Consider the following 22,758-nt stretch of genomic DNA (forward strand, 5'->3'; position numbering starts at 1 on the left):
GTCGTATCGGCCGACGCGCCGAGGACGGGTTCGTCCGAGTCCTGCTCGGGAGGAACGAGGTAGATATCGTGCGGAGCGGACGTCGAGGTGATGGTGAACCTTCCGGAGGTGGCGTGCGAGCCGAGGACCCCCGGAGCAGTGTGCTCAGTGTATAGCCGACCGGGCCGGAAGGACGCGGACGGCGATCAGCAGGCCTGCGCAGACGCCGAGGACGTCGAACACCGCGTCGAGTGCCGACCCGCTGCGCCCCAGTGGAAGCAGAGCCTGGAGGACCTCCGACGCCGCCGCGAACGCCACCGTCCAGGCGAGGGTCACCCGCACGGTGATACCGGCGAATCGCGACGAGTACGCCAGCGCCGCGAACAGGAGGAAGTGAATGATCTTGTCGCTGTGCTGAAAACCACTGGGAACGCCGGACGCCGGTGTGAACAGGATGATCAGCGCTGCGACCAGCGACACGGCCAGCGGGGCGTAGTACTTCAGCGGCATGTACTTCAGCGACATGTACTTCAGCGGCATTCGATCGAGTCTAGGTGCGTTCCGTCGGCTGGGAGCGTCGCAGCAGCACCACCGTGTCGGTGCGCTCGGCGGGCGTGCCGTCCGGGTCGATTCCGGGACGGGCGCGGTCCTCGGCGACGACCGTCGTCCACTGGTCCTCGTCGAAGAGGGCAGTGATGGTGTCGACGTCGAACAGCATCTGCGCGTGCTGGTGGTGCGACGCGAGGTGGTCGTTGGGGCTGTGCCCGACGATCAGCAGGTGCCCGCCGGGGGCCACCGCGGTACCGAAACGCTGGAACGCGGGGCCGACCTGATGGGGAGGCAGTTGGAAAAAGTGCGCAGTGACGAGGTCGTACCGTTCCTCGGGCTCCCACGTCAGCAAATCGCGGTGCAGCCACGTAATGGTGCGGTCGCCTTGTGTCTCTCGGGCGCGCTCGATGGCAACCGCCGAGATGTCGGCGCCGGTCGTCGTCCACCCGTTGTCGGCCAGCCAGCGCGCGTCGCCGCCTTCGCCGCTGCCGATGTCGAGTGCGGTCCCCGGGGTGAGCTTGGAGGCCTCGGTGATCAGGACAGGGTTGGCATTTCCGCTCCAACGCTGCGCCTGCTCGGTGTACAGGTTGTCCCAGAAGGCCTGATCGAACACGGGCTCGTCATGTGTGTGCATGGGTCCAGGATGCAAGCCTCCTTGTCGTTTCGCAACATTCTTTGCTATATCGGCAATACATTGTCGATCGGCCTAGGCTTCGTGCATGACAGACGGAGGACGCGAAGTCCTGACCTGGGAGACGTTCGGAACCGCATCTCGCGAGCTGACGCAGTCGATCGTGGACAGCGGGTTCGAGCCCGAGATCGTGATCGCGATCGCTCGCGGCGGTTTGATCCCTGCAGGCGCCATCGCGTACGCGATGGGCGTCAAGGCCGCGGGCACGCTGAACGTGGAGTTCTACTCCGACATCGAGGAGACGCTGCCGGACCCGGTGGTTCTGGAGCCGCTGTTGGACACCGATGCCATCGTCGGCAAGCGATTGCTCGTGGTCGACGACGTCGCGGATTCCGGTCGTACCCTCGCACTCGTCGTCGAGTTGCTGAAGAAGCACACGGACGAGGTGAAGTCCGCGGTGATCTACACCAAGCCGCAGTCGATCATCGCGCCGGATTTCTCCTGGCGCGAGACGGACCTGTGGATCAATTTTCCGTGGAGCTCGTTGCCCGTCATCACCCCTGCGTGAGTGGAATGTAGGCCCTGGCCTACATTCCACTCACATAGGCTCAGAGGTCTATCAACACCTTTCCGACGGTGCCGTTTTCCACGGCATCGTGGGCTGCTGCGGTGTCCGCCAGGGAGAAGCGGTGCAGCGGTAGGCCCGCGTCCTCGCCCACCTCGAGGACGCCGGCTGCGGCAGCGTTGGTGACGTCCTCTTCGGCGGCTTCTAGTGCGTCGTCACCGACGGTGTAGAGCAGCACGAACTGATAGCGGGCGTTGGTCACCATGTTCGGCCGAATGTCGAGGGTGAAGCTGTCGCCGCCGTTGTTGGCGTATATCGCGATCGATGCGCGGTTCGCTGCGACGGCGGCGTTCAACTCCGCGTTCTGCGCGGGCGCGACCTCGACGATCAGGTCCACTCCGTCCGGTGCGATCGCGCGGATCTCGGAGGCGGCGTCGCCGGTCTTGTAGTTGACGACGTGGTGGGCTCCCGCGGCTGTCGCGAGGGCGGCCTTCTCGGGTCCGCTGACGGTGGTCACGACGGTTGCTCCTGCCCATCGGGCCAGCTGGATCGCCGCGTGCCCGACGGCTCCGGCGCCGCCGGCCACGAGGACCGTCTTGCCGTCCAGGGCGGAGGGGTGCAGTCGTGTCGGTCCGTCCTCGGAGACCGTCAAGGCGCGGTGAGCGGTCATCGCGGGTACGCCGAGGGATGCGCCGACGTCGAAGGAGACGTTCTCGGGCAACCGGACGACGTGGTCGGCGGATACGACGGTGTACTCCTGGGCGGTGCCGGAGGGCCGTTGGTGCTGGGAAAGGTAGAGCCAGACGCGGTCGCCGTTCGCGAGGCCCTCCACACCCGGTCCGGTGGCGTCGATGGTGCCTGCTCCGTCTTGGTTGGGGGAGACCTCGTCGAAAGCGAGTTCACCTGTCGCGCCGCTTCGGTTCTTCCAGTCGGTGGGGTTGACGCCGGAGACGGCGACCTTGACGCGCACTTCGCCTGGTCCGGGTTCGGAGATGTCGCGGTCCTCGAGGGTGAGTACGGATGAGCCGCCGGTCCGGGTGTACCTGATTGCCTTCATGCTCGGTGCAACGGGCGCACGGGTGACGGAAATTCCGGCGACAGATTTCATCGTGGGGTATGCATGAGATGTGCCGACGAAAGGATGCTCGTGAATCACGCCGAAGTACTGGTGGACGCTTTCGAACGCGTCAAGGGTGTCGTGCACGACACCCTCGACGACATCCCGGAGCATGCTCTGACGTTCCGTGCCGACTCCGAGGCCAACACGGTCGCCTGGTTGATCTGGCATCTGACGCGCGTGCAGGACGACCATGTAGCTGGAGTGGCCGGTTCCGAGCAGGTATGGACCGCCGATGGGTGGAGCGACCGGTTCGCGCTGCCGTTCGACGACGGTGCGATCGGCTACGGGCAGTCGTCCGACGACGTCGCAGCGGTCACGAGCAGTGCTGATCTGCTGCGCGATTACCACGACGCCGTCCATGCGAAAACCGTTGCGTACGTGCAGTCTCTGTCCGTCGAGGATCTCGATCGAGTAGTCGACGACAATTGGGATCCGCCGGTGACCCTCGGTGTTCGTCTCGTTTCGGTTGTGTCCGACGATCTTCAGCACGCAGGCCAGGCTGCCTACGTTCGGGGGCTGGCGGACAGAGCCTGATCGGCAGCCGTCGAACTTCTGCTCGGCGGTTACTTGGCAGCGAAGTGAGTCTGCAGATTCTCCAACGTCTTCCGGATGTTACGACGCTGGAACTCGGGGAAGGTCTTGCCGCTCGTGACGATCTTGTCGAACACGAATGCCACTGCATCGGGCCATTTTCGACGATCGTCGGTCCAGGTTTCGGTGACTTTCGTCCCCTGAGGAGTGGGCTCGAAATCGTACCGCCACGTCGCGTTCGCGCCCTTCAGGCGAGGAGATTTCACGCCGATCGCGAAGACTCGAAACTCGAACGTCTTTCCGGGGTCGGCGACGGTCACCGTCGAGCGTGTCACCCACTGCGCCCGGCCCCGCTTGTTGCGGCCGTCGAATTGCATTCCCACGTAGGCGGAGTCGCGCGGGTCGAGCACGACGGCGCCGAGGTTCTCGGGACTCCACGACCCCATGTGCGTGGGGTCGCTGATCGCGTCGTACAGTTCCTTTGCGGTGGCGTCGACGACGATGCTGTCGGAAACCGTGAACTCGCGCGTCATGAAGACTTTCCCTTTCGAAGGCCCGGGTGGCTACGGGCGAGGACGGGTACTAACAGTGTTCGTGGTGCGACCGCAGCGAAGATGGACGCGACGCGGTTGATCAGTCCCGGGATCGCCACCATCTGGCCCTTGGCCATTCCGTCGACGGCCGTTTTCGCGACGACGTCCGCCGGCAACCACATGATGGGCGGCAATGCCGCTTCGGCGTCCTCCTTGGCGAATCCGGCGGCTTCGCCGAAACCGGTGTCGACGGGGCCGGGGCACAGCGCTGTCGCCGTGACTCCTGTGCCTTTCAGTTCACCACTGAGGCTCTGGGTGTAGGAGAGCACGAATGCCTTGCAGGCGCCGTATCCCGCTTGTCCCGGGAGTGGCTGAAAGGCCGCGGTGGAGGCGACGTTGAGGACGGCCCCGCGTCGGCGAGCGGTCATTCCGGGTAGAAACCGACTGCACAGATCGGCGACTGATGCGACGTCGACCTCGATCATGTTCAGCTCCGCGTCGGGGTCCGAGTCGGCTACGGGGCCGAGGGTGGACAGCCCTGCATTGTTGACGAGGATGTCCGGAACAAGGCCTAGCGCCTCGATCCGCGGCAGTAGGTCTGCTCGGTCCGCTCTGACCGACAGATCGGCAGGCAGTACCTCCACGCGCACTCGGGCACTCAGTTCGTTCGCCAGCTCTCGTAACTTCTCGGCTCGCCTCGCGACGAGGGTGACGCCGTGGCCCCGCGACGCGAGTTCGCGTGCGATGGCCTCGCCGATGCCCGACGAGGCGCCGGTGACGACGGCAGTGCGGTCCGGGGCGGGACGGGGAAGGCTCATGTGCACCACCGTAGCGTCTGTGAACTTTCATTCGATTTGAAAATTCGAGATAGGTTAGCCTATGGTCAATTGATGATAATCGCCTCTCGCCGGCGCGCTGCGGCGCTGTCCGGACTCGTCGCTACTGCGTTGGTTCTGGCTGGATGTGGGTCGACCGAACCCGCGGAGTCGGACACCTCGGGCGATTTCGCCGCCGTCACGATCGATTCCGCGCTCGGACAAGCCGTCATCACCGAGAAACCGGAACGCATCGTGACACTCGGAATGGGATCGGCCGAGACGGCGATCGCACTGGGCACCGTTCCTGTCGGAGTCGAGGAATACCCCTGGGGAAGTGACGATTCCGGGTATCTGCCCTGGATCGACGAGGCGCTGGACGACGACCAGTTGCCACAGCAGTTCACCGGCGGAACCGAGCTGAACATCGAGGCGATCCTCGCACTCGACCCGGATCTGATCCTGGCGCCGTGGTCGGGAATCACGCAGCAGCAGTTCGACGCACTCAACGGCTTCGCCCCCGTGGTCGCATACGAGGAGCAGCCGTGGACCATCACCTGGGAAGACCAGATCTCCGTGATCGGCAAGGCCATGGGTGAGCAGGAGCGCGCGGCGGAGGAGATCGACAAGATCAAGAGCCAGTTCGCCGACGCCACCGCCTCGCATCCGGAGTACGAGGACGTCTCGTTCTCCTACATCTACAACACCGGCCCGGGCACGCTCGGTGTGTTCCTCGCGGAGGAGCAGCGGGTCGCGATGGTCCGTGCACTCGGACTCGAGGTCGATCCCGTGGTCTACACCCTCGACGAGACCGAAGGCACCGATTCCGCTGTCATCGGGCTCGAGAACGCCAACCTGCTGAACGATTCGGACTTGATCTTCACGTTCTACTCGGACGCGCAGAACCGCAGCGACACCGAGGCGCAGCCGGCGTACAACCAGATCCCCGCGGTGAATCGCGGATCGGTCGTGGCGCCGACCGAGCAGCCGTTCGTCACGGGCTCCTCGATCATCAACCCCTTGACCGTTCCGTGGGCGCTCGAGCGCTACGTCCCGATGATCGACGAGGCCATCGCGAAGCTGCCCGCTCGAGGGTGACCGAGCTAGGAGTCCCGTTCTTCCTTGAACCGATTCCACTCGCTGCGCAGCATTCGGTTGTCGATGATCCACCCCATGTAGTCACGCATGTTGAGCACACGGAGATACGCCGGCCCGCTCGGGTCGGCGTATTTCAGTGCTTCGGTGGCCAGTGCGCGCTGATTTTCGAGGTAGGCATGTTCGGTTTCGAGGAATCCGCCCCAGACGTCCGCGTCCATGACGTAGTAGTGCGTCCGATCCTTCGGTCGCCGAACCTGTTTGACGAATCCTCGCGTGATGAGGCGTCGGATGTAGTTCGATACCGACCCGCGTGAGGTGCTCAGAGCCTCGGCGAGTTCCGCAGCGCTGACACCCGGTGTCTCGTCGATCAGCAGATATCCCATGATCCTGCCCTCGATGCGCGACGCCCCGCCGGACTGCCAGTAGTCGGCGAAGCGCTCGACGAACCACTCGGGGAATCGACCGTCGTTCATCGATGATTCTCTCGTTCCAGCACGGAACGATTGTGTCAGAATACCTCTCGCTGTGCCTCCTGCTCGAGGACCTGGTCGAGGTCGGACAACCTGTTCATCGAGGACACCTGGCGTGCGGTTCGGTGGTTGTGGGACAACCGATCTCGATGGCGGTGGACGAACGCCCAGTACCCTGCCGTGAACGGGCACGCGTCGCGCCCGAGCCGCTTCTTCGGGTTGTACTCGCATCCACCGCAGTGATCGGTCATTCGGTTCAGATAGGCGCCGCCGGATGCGTACGGCTTCGTGGCGATGAGACCGCCGTCGGCATGCTGGCTCATGCCGATGACGTTGACGGGCATGACCCACGCGAACCCGTCGACGAAGGCGGTGGCGAACCACTCGGTGAGGGCGCGAGGGTCGTAGCCGCGCTGCAGTGCGAAGTTGCCCAGGATCATCAACCTCGGGATGTGATGCACCCAGCCGCGGTCGCGGAGTTCGGACAGCGTGTGCGCCAGGCAGGCGGCGATCGGCTCGTCACCGTCGAGGTCGGTGAACCACTTCGGCAGCGGGACGTGAGCATCGAGTTCGTTCCGATCGATGTATTCGGGTCCGAAGTGCCAGTACAGATGCCACACGTACTCACGCCATCCGAGTATCTGCCGGACGAACCCCTCGACCGACGCCAGCGACGCGTCGCCGTCGCGCCACGCCTTCTCGGCGGCCTCCGCCACGTCGAGCGGCTCGAGCAATCCCATGTTCAGCGGCACCGACAACAACGAGTGCGCCATCGTCCAGTCCTGCGTCATCACGGCATCCTCGTACTTGCCGAAGTCCTGAAGTCGATAGGACACGAAGTGCTCCAAAGCCTTTCGTGCCTCGGCCGCAGTCACCGCGAACAGTCGGGGGCCGTCGTTGCCGACGGTGTCCAGCTCCATCGCGTCCAGATCCGCGCGTACCTGCTCGTCGATGTCGTCCTCGGTCGGCCACCACGGCGGGTCGACGCCGAGCGTCGCCTGCTTCTTCGGCGGTGGTTCACGGTTCTCCTCGTCGAGATTCCAGACGCCCTGCACCGGTTCGTCACCGGACATCAGGATCTCGAAGCGTCGCCTCTGATCGCGATAGAAGGTTTCCATCCGGAACTGGTGACGATTACCTGCCCACTCCTCGAAATCGGCTCGACTCAGCGCGAACATCGGCGTCGGCAACACGTCCTCGACGAGACCTTCCTGGAACAACCCGTCGACGAATGCCTCGGCCGCGTGCGATGTCGGCTCGAAGACCACGACGGGTTTGCCGAACTGTTCGAGCCCCTCCCGATAGGTCTCGGTTCTGAGATAGGTCGCGCGGTCTCCCAGCTCGTCGGCCAGATGCCTCATCCCGGACAGCACCAGGTGGAGTTTTTGTCGGTGGAACGGCCGCCGTCGGAGCACGCGGGCACTTTCGATCAGCAGAACCTTGCGGTCACGGAGGTCCGGCGTGGAATGGAAATGCGGACCGAGTTGATCGCCGAACAGCCAGAGCGGGGAGTTCATGGACGGCAGAATGCTCCCATCCACAGGCCTGCAAACCCGCTCGCTGTGTGCTGAACTGCGCGCGATACAGGGAGGTGGCCTGCAATGGCGACTGTCATCGCCACGATCGACCTGAAGGGCGGCGTCGGGAAGTCCACGACGACTGCCGCTGTAGCCGAGTTCATGTCCGCCGAGTTCGGCCTGCGGGTGCTCGTCATGGATCTCGATCCCCAGACGAATCTGACGACGATGTCGATCGGTGAGGAGCGCTGGCAGGAGGTCAACGACCAGGGCGCGACCGCGGTGAGGCCCCCTTCCATCATCCGCTCGGATGACACTCGGGCATGCACGACGGCAACGGATCGATGAATTTTCCGCCGCTGTGGCCAGCCTGACTTGACCGGGACCCGAAGTTCGCATGAACTGGCTCGGTGATCGTGAACGAGGGCGTGTCCAGGCGAGGGTTTCTTCGATCGTCGACGGTTGCGCTCGCAGCTGCGGGGGCAGCGTCGGCGTTGCCTGCTGTGGCGCACGCTCAGGGTGAGGATTTCGTACCGTTCCAGCACGGCGTCGCCTCGGGGGATCCGACGCCGGATGCGGTGATTCTGTGGACTCGTGTCACTCCGCAGCCGGGTGCAACCCCGGGCTCGGGCCTCGGCCCGGCTACGACCGTGCGCTGGCGCGTGGCCACGGACCCTCAGTTGACGAACCTCGTCCGCAGCGGCGCTGTGACGACCGACGCCGGGGTCGATCACACCGTCAAGGTGGACGTCGACGGGCTGACGGCGTCGACGACGTATTACTACAGCTTCGAGATTGCCGACGGTGACGCCGCGGGTGTGCAGTCGGTCGTGGGTACGACGTCGACGGCTCCGGCGAACGACGCGGACGTCGAGCGGATCAGGTTCGGTGTCGTGTCCTGCTCCAACTGGGAGTCCGGGTACTTCGGTGCCTACCGACATCTGTCGACGCGGACCGATCTGGACGCGATCATTCACCTGGGCGACTACATCTACGAGTACCGCACCGGTGAGTTCGCCGGAAAGAACGGCGTCATCCGCGTGCACGATCCGGTGCACGAGATCGTGAGTCTCGCGGACTACCGGACCAGGCACGGCCAGTACAAGAGCGACCCCGACCTGCAGGCCGCGCATCTGGGGGTGCCGTGGATCTGCACCTGGGACGACCACGAAAGCGCGAACGACGCCTACGACGGCGGAGCCCAGAACCACCAGCCGGAGACCGAAGGGCCTTGGAACGTCCGCAAGGCCAACTCGGTCCAGGCCTACTACGAGTGGATGCCGGTACGAGCGGCGGGAACACCGCAGAATCGGCACCTGTACCGCCGACTGCGCTTCGGCAATCTACTCGAGTTGTCGATGCTCGACCTGCGGACCTACCGATCCAAACAGGTTTCGCCGACGGCGGGAGCCGAGGTCGATTCACCGAACCGCACCATCACCGGCGCCGATCAGATGCAGTGGCTCACCGACGGCCTGATCAGCTCGCCGACCCGCTGGAAGATCGTCGGCAATCCCGTCATGATCACCCCGGTGCTGGTCCCGCCGCTCGAGAGCGAGGCTGCGCGGGCGCTGACCGGACTGCTCGGCATCCCCGAAGGCGGAGTGCCCTACATGGCCGACCCCTGGGACGGCTACACCGCCGACCGCAAGAAGCTGCTCGCCGCCATCGCGGACAACGGCGTCAGCAACACCGTCTTCGTCACCGGTGACATCCATTCGGCCTGGGCATGCGACATCCCGCAGGACGCCGCTCGGTACTTCGAAACAGGCGGCGTCGCGACAGAGCTCGTCGTCACCTCCGTGTCCTCGGCCAACGTCGACGACCTCACCAAAACCCCGCCGCACACCCTGGGCCGAGTCGCAGAGGCCGCGCTGACCACCTTGAACCGACACATCCGATACGTCGAACTGGACAGCCACGGCTTCGGAGTCTTCGACGTCACCCCGTCGGGCGTCCAGATGGACCATTGGTTCCTCGACGCCAAGGAGGACCCGCTCACCGGAGTGTCCTGGGCGGCAGGCTTCACGGTCGGCGACGGCATCGCCCGCGTAGACCCCGCTCCACTCCCCGTCCGCTAGCCGACCCCGGCCCCTTTTCGGACCGAACGTACCGTTCGGTCACTCTGAGTGAGCGAATGTGCCGTTCGGTCACCACGGGCGGCATACTTGCACCATGGCTGTACCGAAGATTGTGCTGTTCTACGTGTTCACTCCGCTGCCGGATCCCGAGGCGATTCGGCTGTGGCAGCACACCCTGGCGGCGTCGAACAACCTCACCGGGCGCATTCTGATTTCGGAACACGGCATCAATGCGACGGTCGGTGGTGATGTGGAGGACGTCAAGAGGTACGTCCGCGGCACTCGCAGCTATGCGCCGTTCAAGACAGCCGACATCAAGTGGTCGGAGGGGCTGGGGGAGGATTTTCCGCGCCTGTCGGTGAAGGTTCGGCCGGAGATCGTCACGTTCGGGGCACCGGAGGAGTTGAAGGTCGACGAGAACGGCGTGGTGGGCGGGGGAGTGCACCTCAGTCCGCAGCAGGTCAACGATCTGGTTGCCGAGCGCGGCGATGACGTCGTGTTCTTCGACGGCCGCAATGCGTTCGAAGCGCAGATCGGCAAGTTCAAGAACGCCGTCGTCCCGGATGTGGAGACAACCCGGGATTTCGTTGCGCAACTGGACTCGGGCGAGTTCGATCACCTGAAGTCCAGCCCGGTGGTCACGTACTGCACGGGCGGCGTCCGCTGCGAGGTGCTGTCGTCACTCATGCGCTCCCGCGGATTCGAGGAGGTCTACCAGATCGACGGTGGAATCGTCCGGTACGCGGAGACTTTCGGCGACGATGCGCTGTGGGAAGGGTCGTTGTACGTGTTCGACAAGCGGATGACGGTCGACTTCTCCGACCACACCGAGGTGATCGGGAAATGCACGGTGTGCACCAACCCGACCTCGAGATATCAGGATTTCGACGGCGACGACGGGCGGGGCCTTCGCTTGGTATGCGTGGACTGTGCCTGAGCACTCACAGCCGGCTCCGCAGCCTCCTCTGCCGTACCGGGACGGTCTCGCGCCCCTGAGAATCCGCCTTCCGCACGACGACTCGTCCGCACTTCTTCTCGACTTCCTGCAGCGTGAGCATCCCGGTGACGACTGGGTGACGATGTTGACCGCCGGCGAGGTGGTCGACGAGAAAGCTCGGCCATGGACCGTCGAGAGTCGTTATGCACCAGGAAGGTTCGTCCACTTCCATCGCGTGCCGGCACCCGAGACTACGGTGCCGTTCGAGCTGGATGTTCTGTACGACGCGGAGGGCATCGTCGTCGTCGACAAGCCGCATTTCCTCGCGACGATTCCTCGCGGAATGCACGTCACCGAGACCGCGACCGTCAGACTGCGACGCCTCCTCGACTGCCCGGACCTGACGCCTGCCCATCGCCTCGACAGAGCGACGGCAGGAGTGTTGATCTTCACCCGCTCGCGCGAGCTTCGGCGTCCGTACCAGGAACTGTTCTCCTCGCGCGCAGTGCTCAAGGAGTACGAGGCCGTCGCTGGATTCGATCCGTATCTCGAATTCCCCCGGGTGGTGCGCAGCCGGATTCTGAAGGATCACGGTGTGATGGTCGCCCGCGAGGAACCGGGGGAGCCCAACAGCGAGACCCGCATCGAACTCGTCGAACGGTTAGGCGACACTGCCCGCTACCGACTCTTTCCGCATACAGGCCGTACTCATCAGCTTCGGATTCATCTGTCCTCGTTGGGTATTCCCATCAAGGGCGACCCGTACTATCCGATCTACACCCGGACTGCCGCCGACGATTTCGGTTCGCCGCTGCAACTGCTCGCCCGTGCGGTGGAGTTCGACGATCCCATCACCGGTGCGCGTCGCAGATTCGAGAGTCGGCGGACCCTCGCGGGCTGAGCTGGATACGCACCGCCGTAGGAACAGGGCGTAGATGAAGAAACCTTCATGTGCGTCTCATGGGTACGTCATGGATTCCCGGCATAGTTCTACCTATGCACTCCTCCCGACCGCTCGCCGTCGGCGCGATACTCGCAGCCGTCGCGTTCGTCTTGGCGGCAAGTTTTCTCCTCACCCGCGCCCCTGATCCGGAGTTGGATCCGGCGCCGGTGGTGGTGAGCGTCGTACCGACTGCGACCCAGCCGACCGCGACCCAGCCGACGGCGACCCAACCGGCCCCGCAGCCGCCGACCGAGCTGCCGCCGCCACCGCCGCCTGCCCCAGCTCCTGCTCCCGCACCTGCGCCCCAGGCGCCTGCGCCGGCTCCTCAGGCACCGGTGATTCCGTACGACGACGACTGGGACGACGACGGCGACGACGGTGGGGACGACGATGACGACTGATTCGACAGCTCCAGACTCGACAGCTCCCAATTCGACTGCTCCCAATTCGACTGCAGTGACCAGGCGCGGATCCTCCCTTCCGGCTCGCTGGAAGATCACGGCCTGGATCATGTTGACGACGCTTCTGCTTCTGGTCGTCGTTCTGGTCACGGCTCGTAATCTGCTTCTGCGTGACGTCGACGTGCGAGCCAACGACGACATCGTTCAGGAGGCCGACGAGTTCAGGACGTTCGCCGCGGAAGGCGTCGACCCGACGACGACGCGCCCGTTCGTGTCCGTCGAGCGGTTGCTCGAGGTCTATCTGGCGCGGCAGTCGCCCAGTCTCGGTGAGGTCATGATCGGTGTCGTCGGCAACGACGTCGTCGGACAACCTCGTGGGGATGTCCCTGAGGCGTTGATGCAGGATCCAGGTCTGGTTCGTACGTCGATCGACTCGGCGCAGCCTGCAGGCGTCGTCGAGACGGTGTCGGGTCAGATGCGCTGGGGACGAGTCGATGTCGACGATGTAGCCGGGACGGGCGGAACGTTGTTCGTTGCTGTGTTCACCGAATCCGGACGCGCCCTCGTCAACCGCACGATGCAGACCATGGCTCTCGTCGGAATCGTCGGACTGACGTTGACGGCAGGTGTCGCGTATCTGGTGGCAGGCCGCATCCTTGCACCGGTTCGCACAGTGCGTACCGTTGCCGCGGAGATCGGTGAGACGGATCTGACCGCGCGGGTGCCGGTGCACGGTCGCGACGACATCGCCGACCTCGCCGAGACGTTCAACGCGATGCTGGATCGGCTCGAAAGCGCCTACACGACACAACGTCAGTTCGTCGACGACGCCGGCCACGAACTGCGGACCCCCATCACGATCGTCCGTGGGCATCTCGAGCTCATGTCCGACGATCCCGAGGAGCGACGCAAGACGTTGGCGTTGGTGGACAGCGAGCTCGGACGAATGGGCCGGATCGTCAGCGATCTGCTCATGCTGGCCAAGGCGGAACAACCGGACTTCGTCGTCCGCAAGACCGTCGACGTCGCGCAGTTGGTCCTCGACATCGAGTCGAAAGTGCAGACGATCGGCGATCGGCACTGGCTGCTGATGGAGGTCGCGGAGGGAACGTGCAGTCTCGACGCGGAGCGTGTGACGCAGGCGATGGTGCAGATGGCCGCCAATGCAGTGGGACATACGGCGGTCGGGTCTCGAATCCGGCTGGGGTCGCGTTTCGACGGCGACGGTGACGGCAGGGTCTTCTCGTTGTGGATCACCGACGACGGCCCCGGGGTCCGGCCCGAGGACGCGCCGCTGATCTTCGAACGATTTCAGCGAGGGTCTCCGGCCGATCGGACGACGCCGCAGCAGCGCTCCGGCGCGGGACTCGGATTGGCCATCGTCAGAGCCATCGCCGACGCGCACGGCGGGTCCGCCTGGGTGCGCAGTGTGCACGGCGAAGGCGCGACCTTCGGCCTCGATCTGCCGAGCCCGGGACACACCGTCATGTCGGACGAACCGTACGACGACACCGCCACGAAGGAGATTTCATGAGCCGCATACTCATTGCCGAGGACGACGTGCACATCGCGTCGTTCGTCGGAAAGGGCCTGCGCGCCGCGGGATACAGCACCGAGCATGTCGCCGACGGTGAAACGGCGCTCATGATGGCACGCGAGGGCGGGTTCGACATGGTGGTGCTGGACATCGGGCTCCCGTCGATGGACGGGTTCACGGTTCTTCGTCAACTGCGGGGTGAGGGCGTGAGCACTCCGGTGGTGGTCCTGACGGCCCGTGACAGCGTCCGAGACACCGTCGCCGGCCTCGAAGGCGGCGCGAACGACTACATGACCAAGCCGTTCCAGTTCGCGGAATTGCTTGCACGCGTGCGCTTGAGATTGCAGGACGACGTGTCGATCGGTGCAGAGTCGTCGCTGGTGCTGCGTGATCTGAGCTTGGACCTACGTTCTCGCCGAGCGCAGATCGGTGAGCGGGTGGTCGATCTGACGGCACGCGAGTTCGCGCTGCTCGAGGTCTTTCTCAGGCACGCCGATCAGGTGCTCTCACGAGAGCAAATTCTGGGTCAGGTGTGGGGTTACGATTTCGATCCTGCGTCCAACGTCGTCGACGTCTACGTTCGGGCGCTGCGCTCGAAGATCGGTGCCGAGCGCGTGGAGACAGTGCGCGGCATGGGATATCGATTGCGATGACCGAGACACGTTTCGCGACAACACCGCCCACCAAGCTCGGTCGTACCGGGCCCAGTCGTCCGAAATTGCGGATCCCCGCGCCGACGCTGCCCGTTGCGCTCAGCGGTGCCGTCGTCTTCCTGCTCTGTGTTCGTGTGGTGTTCGCCGGTGTGGCGGGAGACCTCTCGTTCGACGGAACGGTCACGGTGCTGGTCTTCCTCGTCGCTGTGTGGATGTGGATCTTCGCGCCGGTCGACGACACGTACGTCGCTCTCGGCGCGGCACTCACTCTCGTCCTGACCGGTCCGGTCGACGCCGAGACGTTCACCGGCACGCTGGGCGACACCGTGATCTGGCTGTTGGTCGGTTCTTTCGTCATCGCCGCTGCGGTCACGGCGAGCGGCTTGGCGTCGTGGGTCGCCGCTCGGGTGTTGTCCGCGGCTCACACTCCGCGTCAGCTCGTCCACCTCGTGACCATCGTTCTGCTCGTCACCACGTATGCGATTCCGGCGACGTCGGGTCGGGCTGCTCTCGCACTCCCGGTGTTCCTGGCGTTGGCCGCTGTCCTGCGACACCGACCGAAACTGGTTCTGGCCCTGGCTGTCGTGTTCCCGTCGGTGATCCTGTTCTCGGCCGTCGGCTCGCTGCTCGGCGCAGGAGCTCATTTGATCACCAGCGAGATCCTGAGGACCGCCACGGGCTCGGGGATCGGGTTTCTGCAGTGGATTCTCCTGGGTCTTCCACTGGCGATCGTGTGGTCTCATATCGCGGCCGAGATCGCTCTGTCGCTTTTCACCGATCGATCCGAGCGCGCGCAGCCGATCACGCTGAGCAAGAACGCATTCGGTGTGAGTTCGGCTGCACCCCTCACCCGGCCGCAGCGTCGACTCGTCGCGTTGCTCGGCGCCGTGATCGTGCTGTGGTCGAGTGAACCGCTCCATGGCATCGACCCGGCGATCGTGGCGATGATCGGAGCGCTGCTGGCGGCGGCTCCGCGGCTGGGTGCCACCACACTGCCTGCCGCGCTCAAGACCATTCCGTGGTCGCTGTTGCTCTTCATGGCGGCGACGCTGTGTCTCGGTGTCGCCCTGACCACCAGCGGTGCTGCCCAGTGGTTCGCCGACCTTGCGTTCGGCCCGGTTCGCGGAATGGGCGATTCGGCGGCAACGTCGTTCGTGGTGGTCGTCGTTCTGGTCTCACTGGTGTCCCACTTGGTGATCCAATCGCGATCGGCTCGGTCCGCGGTGCTCGTCCCCATCGTGATCGCCACTGCACCTGCCTTCGGAATCGATCCTGCTGCCGCGGCATTCGCGTCGACCGCCGCGGCCGGATTCTGTCTGACTCTCACCAGCTCCGCCAAGCCTGTTGCGATGTTCGCGGCCTCGGACACCGTCCCCGGCTACTCCGGATCACATCTGCTTCGTATGTCCGCTGCCTTGGCGCCGGTGTCGGTGGCGCTGATCCTTGCCTGCTCGTTGTGGGTCTGGCCCGTACTCGGGCTGTCCCTGCATTCCTGATCGTTCCACGTCCCAAGAGGAGAACCCCCATGTCCAATCGCGTCCCGCAGAGAATTCTCGTCGCTCCCAGTGGTTTCAAGGAAAGCCTGTGCGCGGAGTCGGTGGCGACCGCGATCGCCGCAGGTGTGCGGCGCGTCTTGCCCGGGGTGCGCGTCGACACTGCGCCGATCGCCGACGGCGGGGAAGGCACTGCACGCACTCTGGCCGCCGCGACGCGAGGCCAATTGCACGATGCGGTGGTGACGGGACCCGTCGGACAGACGGTGACCGCGCACTGGGCGACACTCGGCGGCTCCGCGACCGGCGTCGCAGTCGTCGAAATGGCCTCGGCAGCCGGGCTTTCGCTCGTGCCGGCCGACATGCGTGATCCAGGGTCGACGACGACGTACGGCGTCGGGCAGCTCATCGCGGCCGCGCTCGACGCCGGTGCCGAGCAGATTCTCGTCGGCTGTGGGGATTCCGGAACGTGCGACGGTGGGGCTGGAGCCCTGCAGGCGCTCGGTGCCCGGATCCTCGACGCCGAGGGCATCGAGATCGGTTACGGGGGAAACGAACTGAAGCGAGCTGTGTCGATCGACAGGAGTGGACTGCATCCGCGGCTCGCCGATGTGGAAGTGGTGTTGGCCTGCAACCCGCACAACATCTTGTGCGGACCGGGCGGGGTGGCACGTGTGTTCGGTCCGCAGAAGGGCGCCTCGCCGACGCAGGTGGAGCACTTGTCCGAGGCGCTCGACAACTGGGCAGACGTCCTCGAACGCGACGGAGTCCACGACGGCGACATCCGGGCCGGCCTCGGCACAGGAGCATCAGGCGGGCTGGGCGCGGGTCTCGCAGCGGGTGTGGGAGCCACCCTCCGGTCCCGATTCGACGCTCTTCTCGACTCGGGACTGTCCGGAATCGACCTCGATCGCCGCATTCGCAAGGCCGACCTGGTGATCACCGCCGAAGGGTCGATCGACTTCCAGACTCCGAAAGGCAAAGTCCCCGCCGAAGTGGCGCGACGCTGCCAACGACTCGGCGTACCTCTCATCGCGCTGGCAGGATCGCTGGGACAGGGTGCGCCGGCTGTCCACGACGTTGGTATCGCTGCCATCGCATCGATCATCACGGTCCCCATGCCCCTGGCCGAAGCTGTCGCCAACGGTGAGTCCCTGCTCACCGATGCAGCGGAGCGAACGATGCGGATGATTCTCCTCGGCGGCGCAGTCTCCGCACGGTCGGGCAGTAGACGACGCAAGGGTGCCGCTTAGCCACCGCGCACCCCCTTTGGGTGGGACCGAATGAACCGTTCGGTCACTCCAAGTGACTGAACGTCACGTTCGGTCCGGAAAAAGAAGGGCAGCCCGGACACGACTGCGCCCCCTGACCGTTGGTCAGGGGGTGCAGCGGTTGGAGGTTATGCCTGTGCGCGGGCGATGCCTCGTTCGATGGCTGCGATGATTTGTGGTCGCAGTTCGGCGGCGGGGACGATGTGGTCCACGGATCCGACTTGCTGTGCACGCTGGATGTTGTGGATCGCTTCGAATTCCTGCGCGACTTCGCCGAGTTTGGCGTTGCGGACGTCGGCCTTGGTCGAGGCCAGTTCGACGCGTAGGTGTGCGCGTTCGGCGTCGGTGTCGGCTGCGGTGAGCCGGGCTTCGAGTTCCTTCACCGCGTCGTCGGCTGCGGTGCGGGCGTTGACGTCGCGGGTGAAGACGACGGCTGCTGCGGGTGCACCACCGAGGACGGAGGCGAAGGAGCCTTCGACTGCCAGGACTTCCATGTTGTCGTTGAGTGCTCCGGAGAACACCACGAATGCGCCACCGTGGTAGCGGGAGACGACACAGAACACGATGGGTCCGTCGAAGTTGACGATGGCCCTTCCGATTTCGGCACCGTACTCGAGCTGGATGTTGCGCAGCGACTCGGGTGAGCCGTCGAAGCCGGACAGGTTGGCCAACACGACGATCGGGCGTGATCCGCTGGCCGCGTTGATAGCTCGTGCGGTCTTCTTGGACGAGCTCGGGAACAATGTGCCCGACGTCCACTGGTCCGGCCCGTCGGCGGGGAACCAGCCCTTACGGGGGATGGCCCGGGATTCGATGCCGATGACCGAGACGGGGATTCCGGCGAGGTGTGCATCGAAGACGACGGAGGTGTCGGCGTCGGCCATGTCGGCCCAGCGCTCGAGGACCGAGTGGTCCTGGTCGACGACGGCACGCATGACGGTGCGGATGTCGAACGGCTTCTTGCGGTCCGGGTTGGTGGCGCTGGAGAAGATGTCGCCGACGGTGGTGAAGTCGCTCGACGGGTGCACGTGCGGGTAGCTGCGCACGTCGCGGTCGGTCGGGTCGGCCGTCACGGCGCGGCGTGGGAAGCGTTCGCCGGGCAGCGCGTATGCGTGGTCGTAGTGCGCGAACAGAACTTCCACGGCGGCACGCAGGTTCGGTGCCCAGTACTGAGCCTGGCCGTTCGGTCCCATGACGCGGTCGTAGCCACCGATGCCGAAGTTGTCTTCGGCGGAGACACCACCGGAGTAGTCGAGGGACTGCTTGCCGGTGAGCACCATGGCGCTGTCCGGGGTCATCACGAGGATGCCCTTGGTGTGGGCGAGCATGGTCGCTTCGGCGTTCCAGTACGGCTGGGCCCCGACGTTGATGCCTGCGACGACGATGTTGATCTCGCCGCCGCCCTGGGTGAACGTGATGATGCGGCGCAGGCCGCGCGAGACCCAGTCCATGTTCTCGGTTCCGGTCGCCATCGAGATGGTGGCGCCGGAGGACAGTGCGAACCATTCGACGGGTGCGCCGATTTCCTCGGCCAGGTCGATGGCGGCGACGATGCGGGAGCATTCCGCTTCGGCGACGGTTCCCAGTGCCTTGGTCGGGTCACCGAACAGGGCGACGCGGGTGATGCCCTCGGGGTAGCGCTCGCTCGGCGTGGTGACGACGCCGGCGATGATGCCCGCCTTGTTCTTGCCGTACGGACGGTCGACGGCGCCGAATGTGCCTGCTTCGTCGAAGTCGTACTCGGTGAACGTTCCGCCTGCTTCGGTCAGCAGCGGGATCAGCTCGTACGGGTACACGGTGCCGCGTGCCTGCGAACGCTGAACCTTCTGGGTGTACTCGTCGATCGGGCGCAGCGGCTCGGTCGGCTTGTCGGTGACCTTGGCGACGATGCCTGCGCCGGAGCGGTAGGAGAAGCGGATCGCGACGTCGCGGGGGACGGAGTTGACGCCGTCCTTGAGGCGTGCGATCAGCGTGATCTCTTCCAGGCCTGCGCCGATGGTCGACGGCGCGATGTGCCGCGCGATGGTCGCCAGCCGGTCCTCGGGTACGTCGAGCACCGGCCAGACGTAGAGGGTGACGCGGTTGGCGTCGAGGCGCTTCTTTCCTCGCTGTGCCTGGAATCGACGGATGCCGTCGAGGCAGGCCGCTACGGTGCGCTCGATTTCGGGGACGGCGACGACTTCGCCGTTCTCGTCGAGTTGGGTGGTGACGCCGCGGATTTCGGCGAGGGCCATGAGGCGCTCGTCGGACGGATTCTCCTTCGCCTTGAGCTGGAAGAGGTACGTCCCCGGCGTGGCAGGCAGACGCTTGCCGTCGAAGTTCTTCAGGCGCCACAGATCAAGTCGCTGCCCGGTGAGCGGGTGCATGTCGCGAATGACGATGTCCTCGGCGAGCGGTTCGGAGCCGTCGACGTTGGGACGGCGGAACGTCACGTTGCGAACGTCGTCGCCGCAGACGGTGATGGTGATGCGGCGCCATCCACGTGTGCGGGGATGCTCGGACAGCACGGCGTGAATGGTCGACGAGATCTCGTCGCCGTCGGCGGGAGCGTCGGGCCAGGAGAGGTAGAGGTCGACGGCGAGGTGCTCGGGGGTGGGGCCTGCGATGTCGTCGATGGCGTCGAGAGTCGCGCGGAGCTCCGCGAACGACGTTGCGGTGGAGACCAAGTGGAGACGCTCACCGGCGAGTTCGAAGTTGCCGGTGACGAAGTGCTTGCCTTCACGGTCGAACGCCTTGACGTCCTCCAACGTTCGAATCTCGTAGAACTGCCTGGTGATGACCTCGAGCAGTGCGCCCGGGTTCTCGATGCGGGATGCGAGGAGGTCGATCAGTGGTTCCGGCGTCGAGACCAACGCGTCGATCCGTGCGGCGTAGTCGTGGGCGTCGGGGTTCTCGGCGAGGTACTGCAGGCTGCCGCGAACTCCGTCGTAGACCTGATCGCGTGCACGTGCGATCTGCGGGGCGTCGAACAACCGGAACCGCAGGTTGCGGGCGACGTCGCCGATGACCGGGTAGCGGGCCTGGGTGGCGACGATGAGTCGCTCGAGCACGTCGCCGATCGCCGATTCGCTTGCTTGCTGGGCAGCGGAGTCGGTCAGCCAGTGGTCCAGCAACGCAGCGACGACGGGAACCTGGTTCTCGATGCGCTGGAGTGCGAGAAAGACGCGGTAGACGGCCTCTTCGAGCTCGGGGCCGCGTTCCAGATCGCCTGCGTCGTAGTGCCGAAGTGCACGAGAGAGCTTGCTGCGGAACGCATCCGGTAGCCCTTGGACGTCGGCGTCGAGCGAGCCGAGGAACGAGTGGAAGTGCTCACGCGGGGAATGGACACGCTCGTCGGTGTTCTCCTCGTCCATCGTCGGACGATTACGGGAGAGCTCGCAGATGTCGGCGAAGGTGTTGAGCAGAACCAGCTCTGCGTCGACGACGCTGCGGTCGTCGCGGGGAACGTCGGCACGCAGGGTCTCGTACTCGGTCAGCAAGGTGCGCGCACGCGATGCGCTGACGTCGAATCCGGTGATCAGAGCGGACAGTTCCTCGAGCACGCCCAGGGCCTGGCAGCTTGCCGATGCACCGGAAGCGAGATCGACCGTGCGGAACTCCACCCGTGCCGTCTGGCTGGCGGCCTTCTGCTCGCCGGCCTGGTCGACACGCAGCAACGCGGCGCCGGAATCGACCTGGCCGTTGACCGAGGCGAGTACCTCGCGGACCTTGCCTGCGTAGGGGGAGCGGACCGCGGTTTCCATCTTCATGGATTCGAGTACGACGAGGGTCTGCCCTGCCTCCACATCGTCACCGACGGCGACGGGGACGGCGACGACGACGGCAGGTGCGGGGGCGCGGACCAGGCCGGCTTCGTCCTGGCTGATCTGGTGGCTGATGCCGTCGACCTCGACGAGGAAGTGCGCGGCCTGCGCGACGGTCACGACGGAGTATCGGCGGCCACCGAGGACGAGCCGGCTCTCGTATGCGCCGAGGCGTTCGACGTCGACCTGCAGGTCACCGCTGTCACCGTCGACGCGGTAGCTGTGCGGTCCGGTCTGGCCGACGGTCAGCTTGTAGGCCTGACCCTGGTAGCTCAGTTCCACGGTACGGCCGACGGTGTGGCTGGCGCGGGGGCGTCCGCCGCGGGCGGAGGTGAGGAACGACGCACGTTCGTGTGCTTCCTCGGCGTCGTATGCGTCGATGGCCGCGGCGATGATCGCGATGTCGGCTTTTGCCGTCGGGCCTGCGGGGGTGCCTGCGTCGGTGCGGTCGAGCCAGCCGGTGTCGGCGGACGCGGTGATGACCTCTTCCTTGTCGAGCAGGCCGAGCAGGAACGATTTGGTGGTGGTGCCGCCGTCGATGACGACGGTGGTCTCGCGCAGCGCGTTGCGCAGGCGGGCGAAGGCCTCGCTGCGATCGCGGCCCCAGGCGATGACCTTGGCGACCATGGAGTCGTAGTCCGGCGGAATGACGTCGCCCTGTGCGATACCGGTGTCGACGCGGATGCCGGTGCCGAGCGGGAACTTGAGCAGTTCGACGCTGCCGGGTGCCGGTGCGAAGCCGTTGTCGGCGTCCTCGGCGTTCAGGCGTGCCTCGACGGCGTGCCCGAACTCGGAAGGGCAGTCACCTTCCAGTCGATGGCCGCCGGCGACGAGGATCTGAAGCTTCACGAGGTCGATACCGGTTGTGTACTCGGTGATCGGGTGCTCGACCTGCAGTCGAGTGTTGACCTCGAGGAACGTGAAGATCTTCTGCTCGGGCTGGTACAGGTACTCGACCGTGCCTGCGCCTGCGTATTCGGCTGCGCGGACGAGTTCGGCGGACACGGACCGCAGGTGGTCGGACTGTTCCTTCGTCAGCAGCGGAGAGCTGGACTCTTCGATGACCTTCTGGTTGCGGCGCTGGATCGAGCAGTCGCGCACACCCGGAGCCCAGACGTTGCCGTGGTTGTCGGCGATGACCTGGACCTCGACGTGGCGGGCGTCGGTGACGAGACGTTCGATGAACACGACCGGGTCACCGAAGGAACGTTCTGCTTCACCTTGGGTGCGTTCGAGTGCCAGTTCGAGTTCGTCTTCGTGGAAGACCTTGCGAATACCGCGGCCACCACCACCGGAGCGGGCTTTGATGATCAGCGGGTAGCCGATCGCCTGGGCGTGACGGCGAGCGTCGGCGCGGGTCTCGACGGGTCCGCCGGACCACGGTGCCACGGGGACGCCGACTTTCTCGGCGAGGAGCTTGGCTTCGACCTTGTCGCCGAGCAGGCGCATCGCGCTGGACGACGGACCGATGAAGGTGATGTTCAAGCGAGCGACGATGTCGGCGAACGCCGGGTCCTCGGCGACGAATCCCCATCCGACCCACACCGCGTCCGCGCCGGACTCGACGAGAGCGGCCTCGAGCACCTCGTAGTCGAGGTAGGCGGAACCGGACGCAGGCTTACCCAGGGTGACGGCCTCGTCGGCCTGGCGCACGAACATCGCCCGACGCTCTGCTTCGGTGTGCAGCGCGACCGTCCGGATGCCGTAGTCGTGCTCTGCATTGAGTTCCTTGACGGCCCTGATCAGGCGTACTGCCGCCTCGCCTCTGTTGACTACTGCAATCCGCTTGAACAACGTGTCTCTCTTCGTCTCGGGTGAACTCGGTCTGTCT

General features: G+C 65.3%; 19 protein-coding genes and 1 pseudogene. 12 read left to right on the forward strand and 8 right to left on the reverse strand.

Features of this window, described 5'->3' with window-relative positions; translation table 11 throughout:
- Positions 1-144: 144 nt before the first annotated feature.
- Both ACFULT_RS19175 and ACFULT_RS19180 read right to left on the reverse strand, forming a co-directional pair.
- Complete coding sequence (locus tag ACFULT_RS19175) at positions 145-519, reverse strand: VanZ family protein (protein ID WP_378482159.1); 375 nt, start codon at positions 517-519, stop codon at positions 145-147.
- Positions 520-529: 10 nt separating this feature from the next.
- Positions 530-1,162 (reverse strand): class I SAM-dependent methyltransferase, encoded by a 633-nt coding sequence (locus ACFULT_RS19180; protein ID WP_378482160.1) that lies wholly within the window; start codon positions 1,160-1,162, stop codon positions 530-532.
- 85 nt (positions 1,163-1,247) lie between these two features.
- Here ACFULT_RS19180 and ACFULT_RS19185 point away from each other — a divergent pair, with 85 nt between their 5' ends.
- Positions 1,248-1,727 carry a phosphoribosyltransferase gene (locus tag ACFULT_RS19185; RefSeq protein ID WP_378482161.1) on the forward strand — a complete coding sequence of 160 codons (480 nt, stop codon included), beginning with the start codon at positions 1,248-1,250 and terminating at the stop codon, positions 1,725-1,727.
- A 40-nt stretch (positions 1,728-1,767) separates the two neighbouring features.
- On the opposite strand, the gene ACFULT_RS19190 is transcribed toward ACFULT_RS19185, so the two are convergent.
- On the reverse strand, positions 1,768-2,832 hold the full coding sequence (locus ACFULT_RS19190; protein WP_378482162.1) for an NADPH:quinone reductase: 1,065 nt from the start codon (positions 2,830-2,832) through the stop codon (positions 1,768-1,770).
- Positions 2,833-2,865: 33 nt separating this feature from the next.
- On the opposite strand from ACFULT_RS19190, the gene ACFULT_RS19195 reads away from it, so the two are divergent.
- Positions 2,866-3,378: a DUF664 domain-containing protein gene (locus ACFULT_RS19195; RefSeq protein WP_037110888.1), complete on the forward strand. Its 513-nt coding sequence runs from the start codon at positions 2,866-2,868 to the stop codon at positions 3,376-3,378.
- 29 nt (positions 3,379-3,407) lie between these two features.
- On the opposite strand, the gene ACFULT_RS19200 is transcribed toward ACFULT_RS19195, so the two are convergent.
- Both ACFULT_RS19200 and ACFULT_RS19205 read right to left on the reverse strand, forming a co-directional pair.
- Positions 3,408-3,908, reverse strand: coding sequence for an SRPBCC family protein (locus ACFULT_RS19200; RefSeq protein ID WP_378482163.1), 501 nt, complete (start codon positions 3,906-3,908; stop codon positions 3,408-3,410).
- Positions 3,905-4,726, reverse strand: coding sequence for an SDR family NAD(P)-dependent oxidoreductase (locus ACFULT_RS19205; protein ID WP_378482164.1), 822 nt, complete (start codon positions 4,724-4,726; stop codon positions 3,905-3,907). Before ACFULT_RS19205 ends, ACFULT_RS19200 begins: the two co-directional genes overlap by 4 nt.
- Positions 4,727-4,798: 72 nt before the next feature.
- On the opposite strand from ACFULT_RS19205, the gene ACFULT_RS19210 reads away from it, so the two are divergent.
- The gene (locus ACFULT_RS19210) at positions 4,799-5,821 is read left to right on the forward strand and encodes an ABC transporter substrate-binding protein (protein ID WP_378482165.1); all 1,023 of its coding nucleotides are present in this window, start codon (positions 4,799-4,801) and stop codon (positions 5,819-5,821) included.
- A 5-nt stretch (positions 5,822-5,826) separates the two neighbouring features.
- Here ACFULT_RS19210 and ACFULT_RS19215 read toward each other — a convergent pair whose 3' ends face one another.
- Positions 5,827-6,294: a GbsR/MarR family transcriptional regulator gene (locus tag ACFULT_RS19215; RefSeq protein ID WP_037110891.1), complete on the reverse strand. Its 468-nt coding sequence runs from the start codon at positions 6,292-6,294 to the stop codon at positions 5,827-5,829.
- A gap of 35 nt (positions 6,295-6,329) precedes the next feature.
- Complete coding sequence (locus ACFULT_RS19220; protein WP_378482166.1) at positions 6,330-7,808, reverse strand: cryptochrome/photolyase family protein; 1,479 nt, start codon at positions 7,806-7,808, stop codon at positions 6,330-6,332.
- Between the two features lie 84 nt (positions 7,809-7,892).
- On the opposite strand from ACFULT_RS19220, the pseudogene ACFULT_RS19225 reads away from it, so the two are divergent.
- The 9 genes and pseudogenes from ACFULT_RS19225 to ACFULT_RS19265 all read left to right on the forward strand — a co-directional run.
- Positions 7,893-8,087 (forward strand): annotated as a pseudogene (locus tag ACFULT_RS19225) (AAA family ATPase); the annotation flags it as partial.
- A 131-nt stretch (positions 8,088-8,218) separates the two neighbouring features.
- The gene (locus tag ACFULT_RS19230) at positions 8,219-9,889 is read left to right on the forward strand and encodes an alkaline phosphatase (RefSeq protein WP_037110893.1); all 1,671 of its coding nucleotides are present in this window, start codon (positions 8,219-8,221) and stop codon (positions 9,887-9,889) included.
- A 94-nt stretch (positions 9,890-9,983) separates the two neighbouring features.
- Positions 9,984-10,826 carry a rhodanese-related sulfurtransferase gene (locus ACFULT_RS19235; RefSeq protein WP_378482167.1) on the forward strand — a complete coding sequence of 281 codons (843 nt, stop codon included), beginning with the start codon at positions 9,984-9,986 and terminating at the stop codon, positions 10,824-10,826.
- Positions 10,819-11,727, forward strand: coding sequence for a pseudouridine synthase (locus ACFULT_RS19240; RefSeq protein WP_378482168.1), 909 nt, complete (start codon positions 10,819-10,821; stop codon positions 11,725-11,727). Before ACFULT_RS19235 ends, ACFULT_RS19240 begins: the two co-directional genes overlap by 8 nt.
- 95 nt (positions 11,728-11,822) lie before the next feature.
- Positions 11,823-12,170: a hypothetical protein gene (locus ACFULT_RS19245; RefSeq protein ID WP_378482169.1), complete on the forward strand. Its 348-nt coding sequence runs from the start codon at positions 11,823-11,825 to the stop codon at positions 12,168-12,170.
- A 55-nt stretch (positions 12,171-12,225) separates the two neighbouring features.
- The gene (locus ACFULT_RS19250) at positions 12,226-13,704 is read left to right on the forward strand and encodes an ATP-binding protein (protein WP_094720947.1); all 1,479 of its coding nucleotides are present in this window, start codon (positions 12,226-12,228) and stop codon (positions 13,702-13,704) included.
- Positions 13,701-14,360 (forward strand): response regulator transcription factor, encoded by a 660-nt coding sequence (locus tag ACFULT_RS19255; RefSeq protein WP_037110440.1) that lies wholly within the window; start codon positions 13,701-13,703, stop codon positions 14,358-14,360. Before ACFULT_RS19250 ends, ACFULT_RS19255 begins: the two co-directional genes overlap by 4 nt.
- A complete protein-coding gene (locus ACFULT_RS19260) occupies positions 14,357-15,856 on the forward strand; it encodes an SLC13 family permease (RefSeq protein WP_378482170.1) in 1,500 nt (499 codons plus the stop codon). Before ACFULT_RS19255 ends, ACFULT_RS19260 begins: the two co-directional genes overlap by 4 nt.
- 29 nt (positions 15,857-15,885) lie before the next feature.
- Positions 15,886-17,106 carry a glycerate kinase gene (locus ACFULT_RS19265; protein ID WP_037110443.1) on the forward strand — a complete coding sequence of 407 codons (1,221 nt, stop codon included), beginning with the start codon at positions 15,886-15,888 and terminating at the stop codon, positions 17,104-17,106.
- Positions 17,107-17,252: 146 nt separating this feature from the next.
- Here the strand turns inward: ACFULT_RS19265 and ACFULT_RS19270 are convergent, their stop codons facing one another.
- The gene (locus ACFULT_RS19270; protein ID WP_094720950.1) at positions 17,253-22,721 is read right to left on the reverse strand and encodes a carboxyl transferase domain-containing protein; all 5,469 of its coding nucleotides are present in this window, start codon (positions 22,719-22,721) and stop codon (positions 17,253-17,255) included.
- Positions 22,722-22,758 lie beyond the last annotated feature (37 nt).

Source organism: Rhodococcus sp. NPDC057297 (genome assembly GCF_042667435.1).
Lineage (GTDB): Bacteria > Actinomycetota > Actinomycetes > Mycobacteriales > Mycobacteriaceae > Rhodococcoides.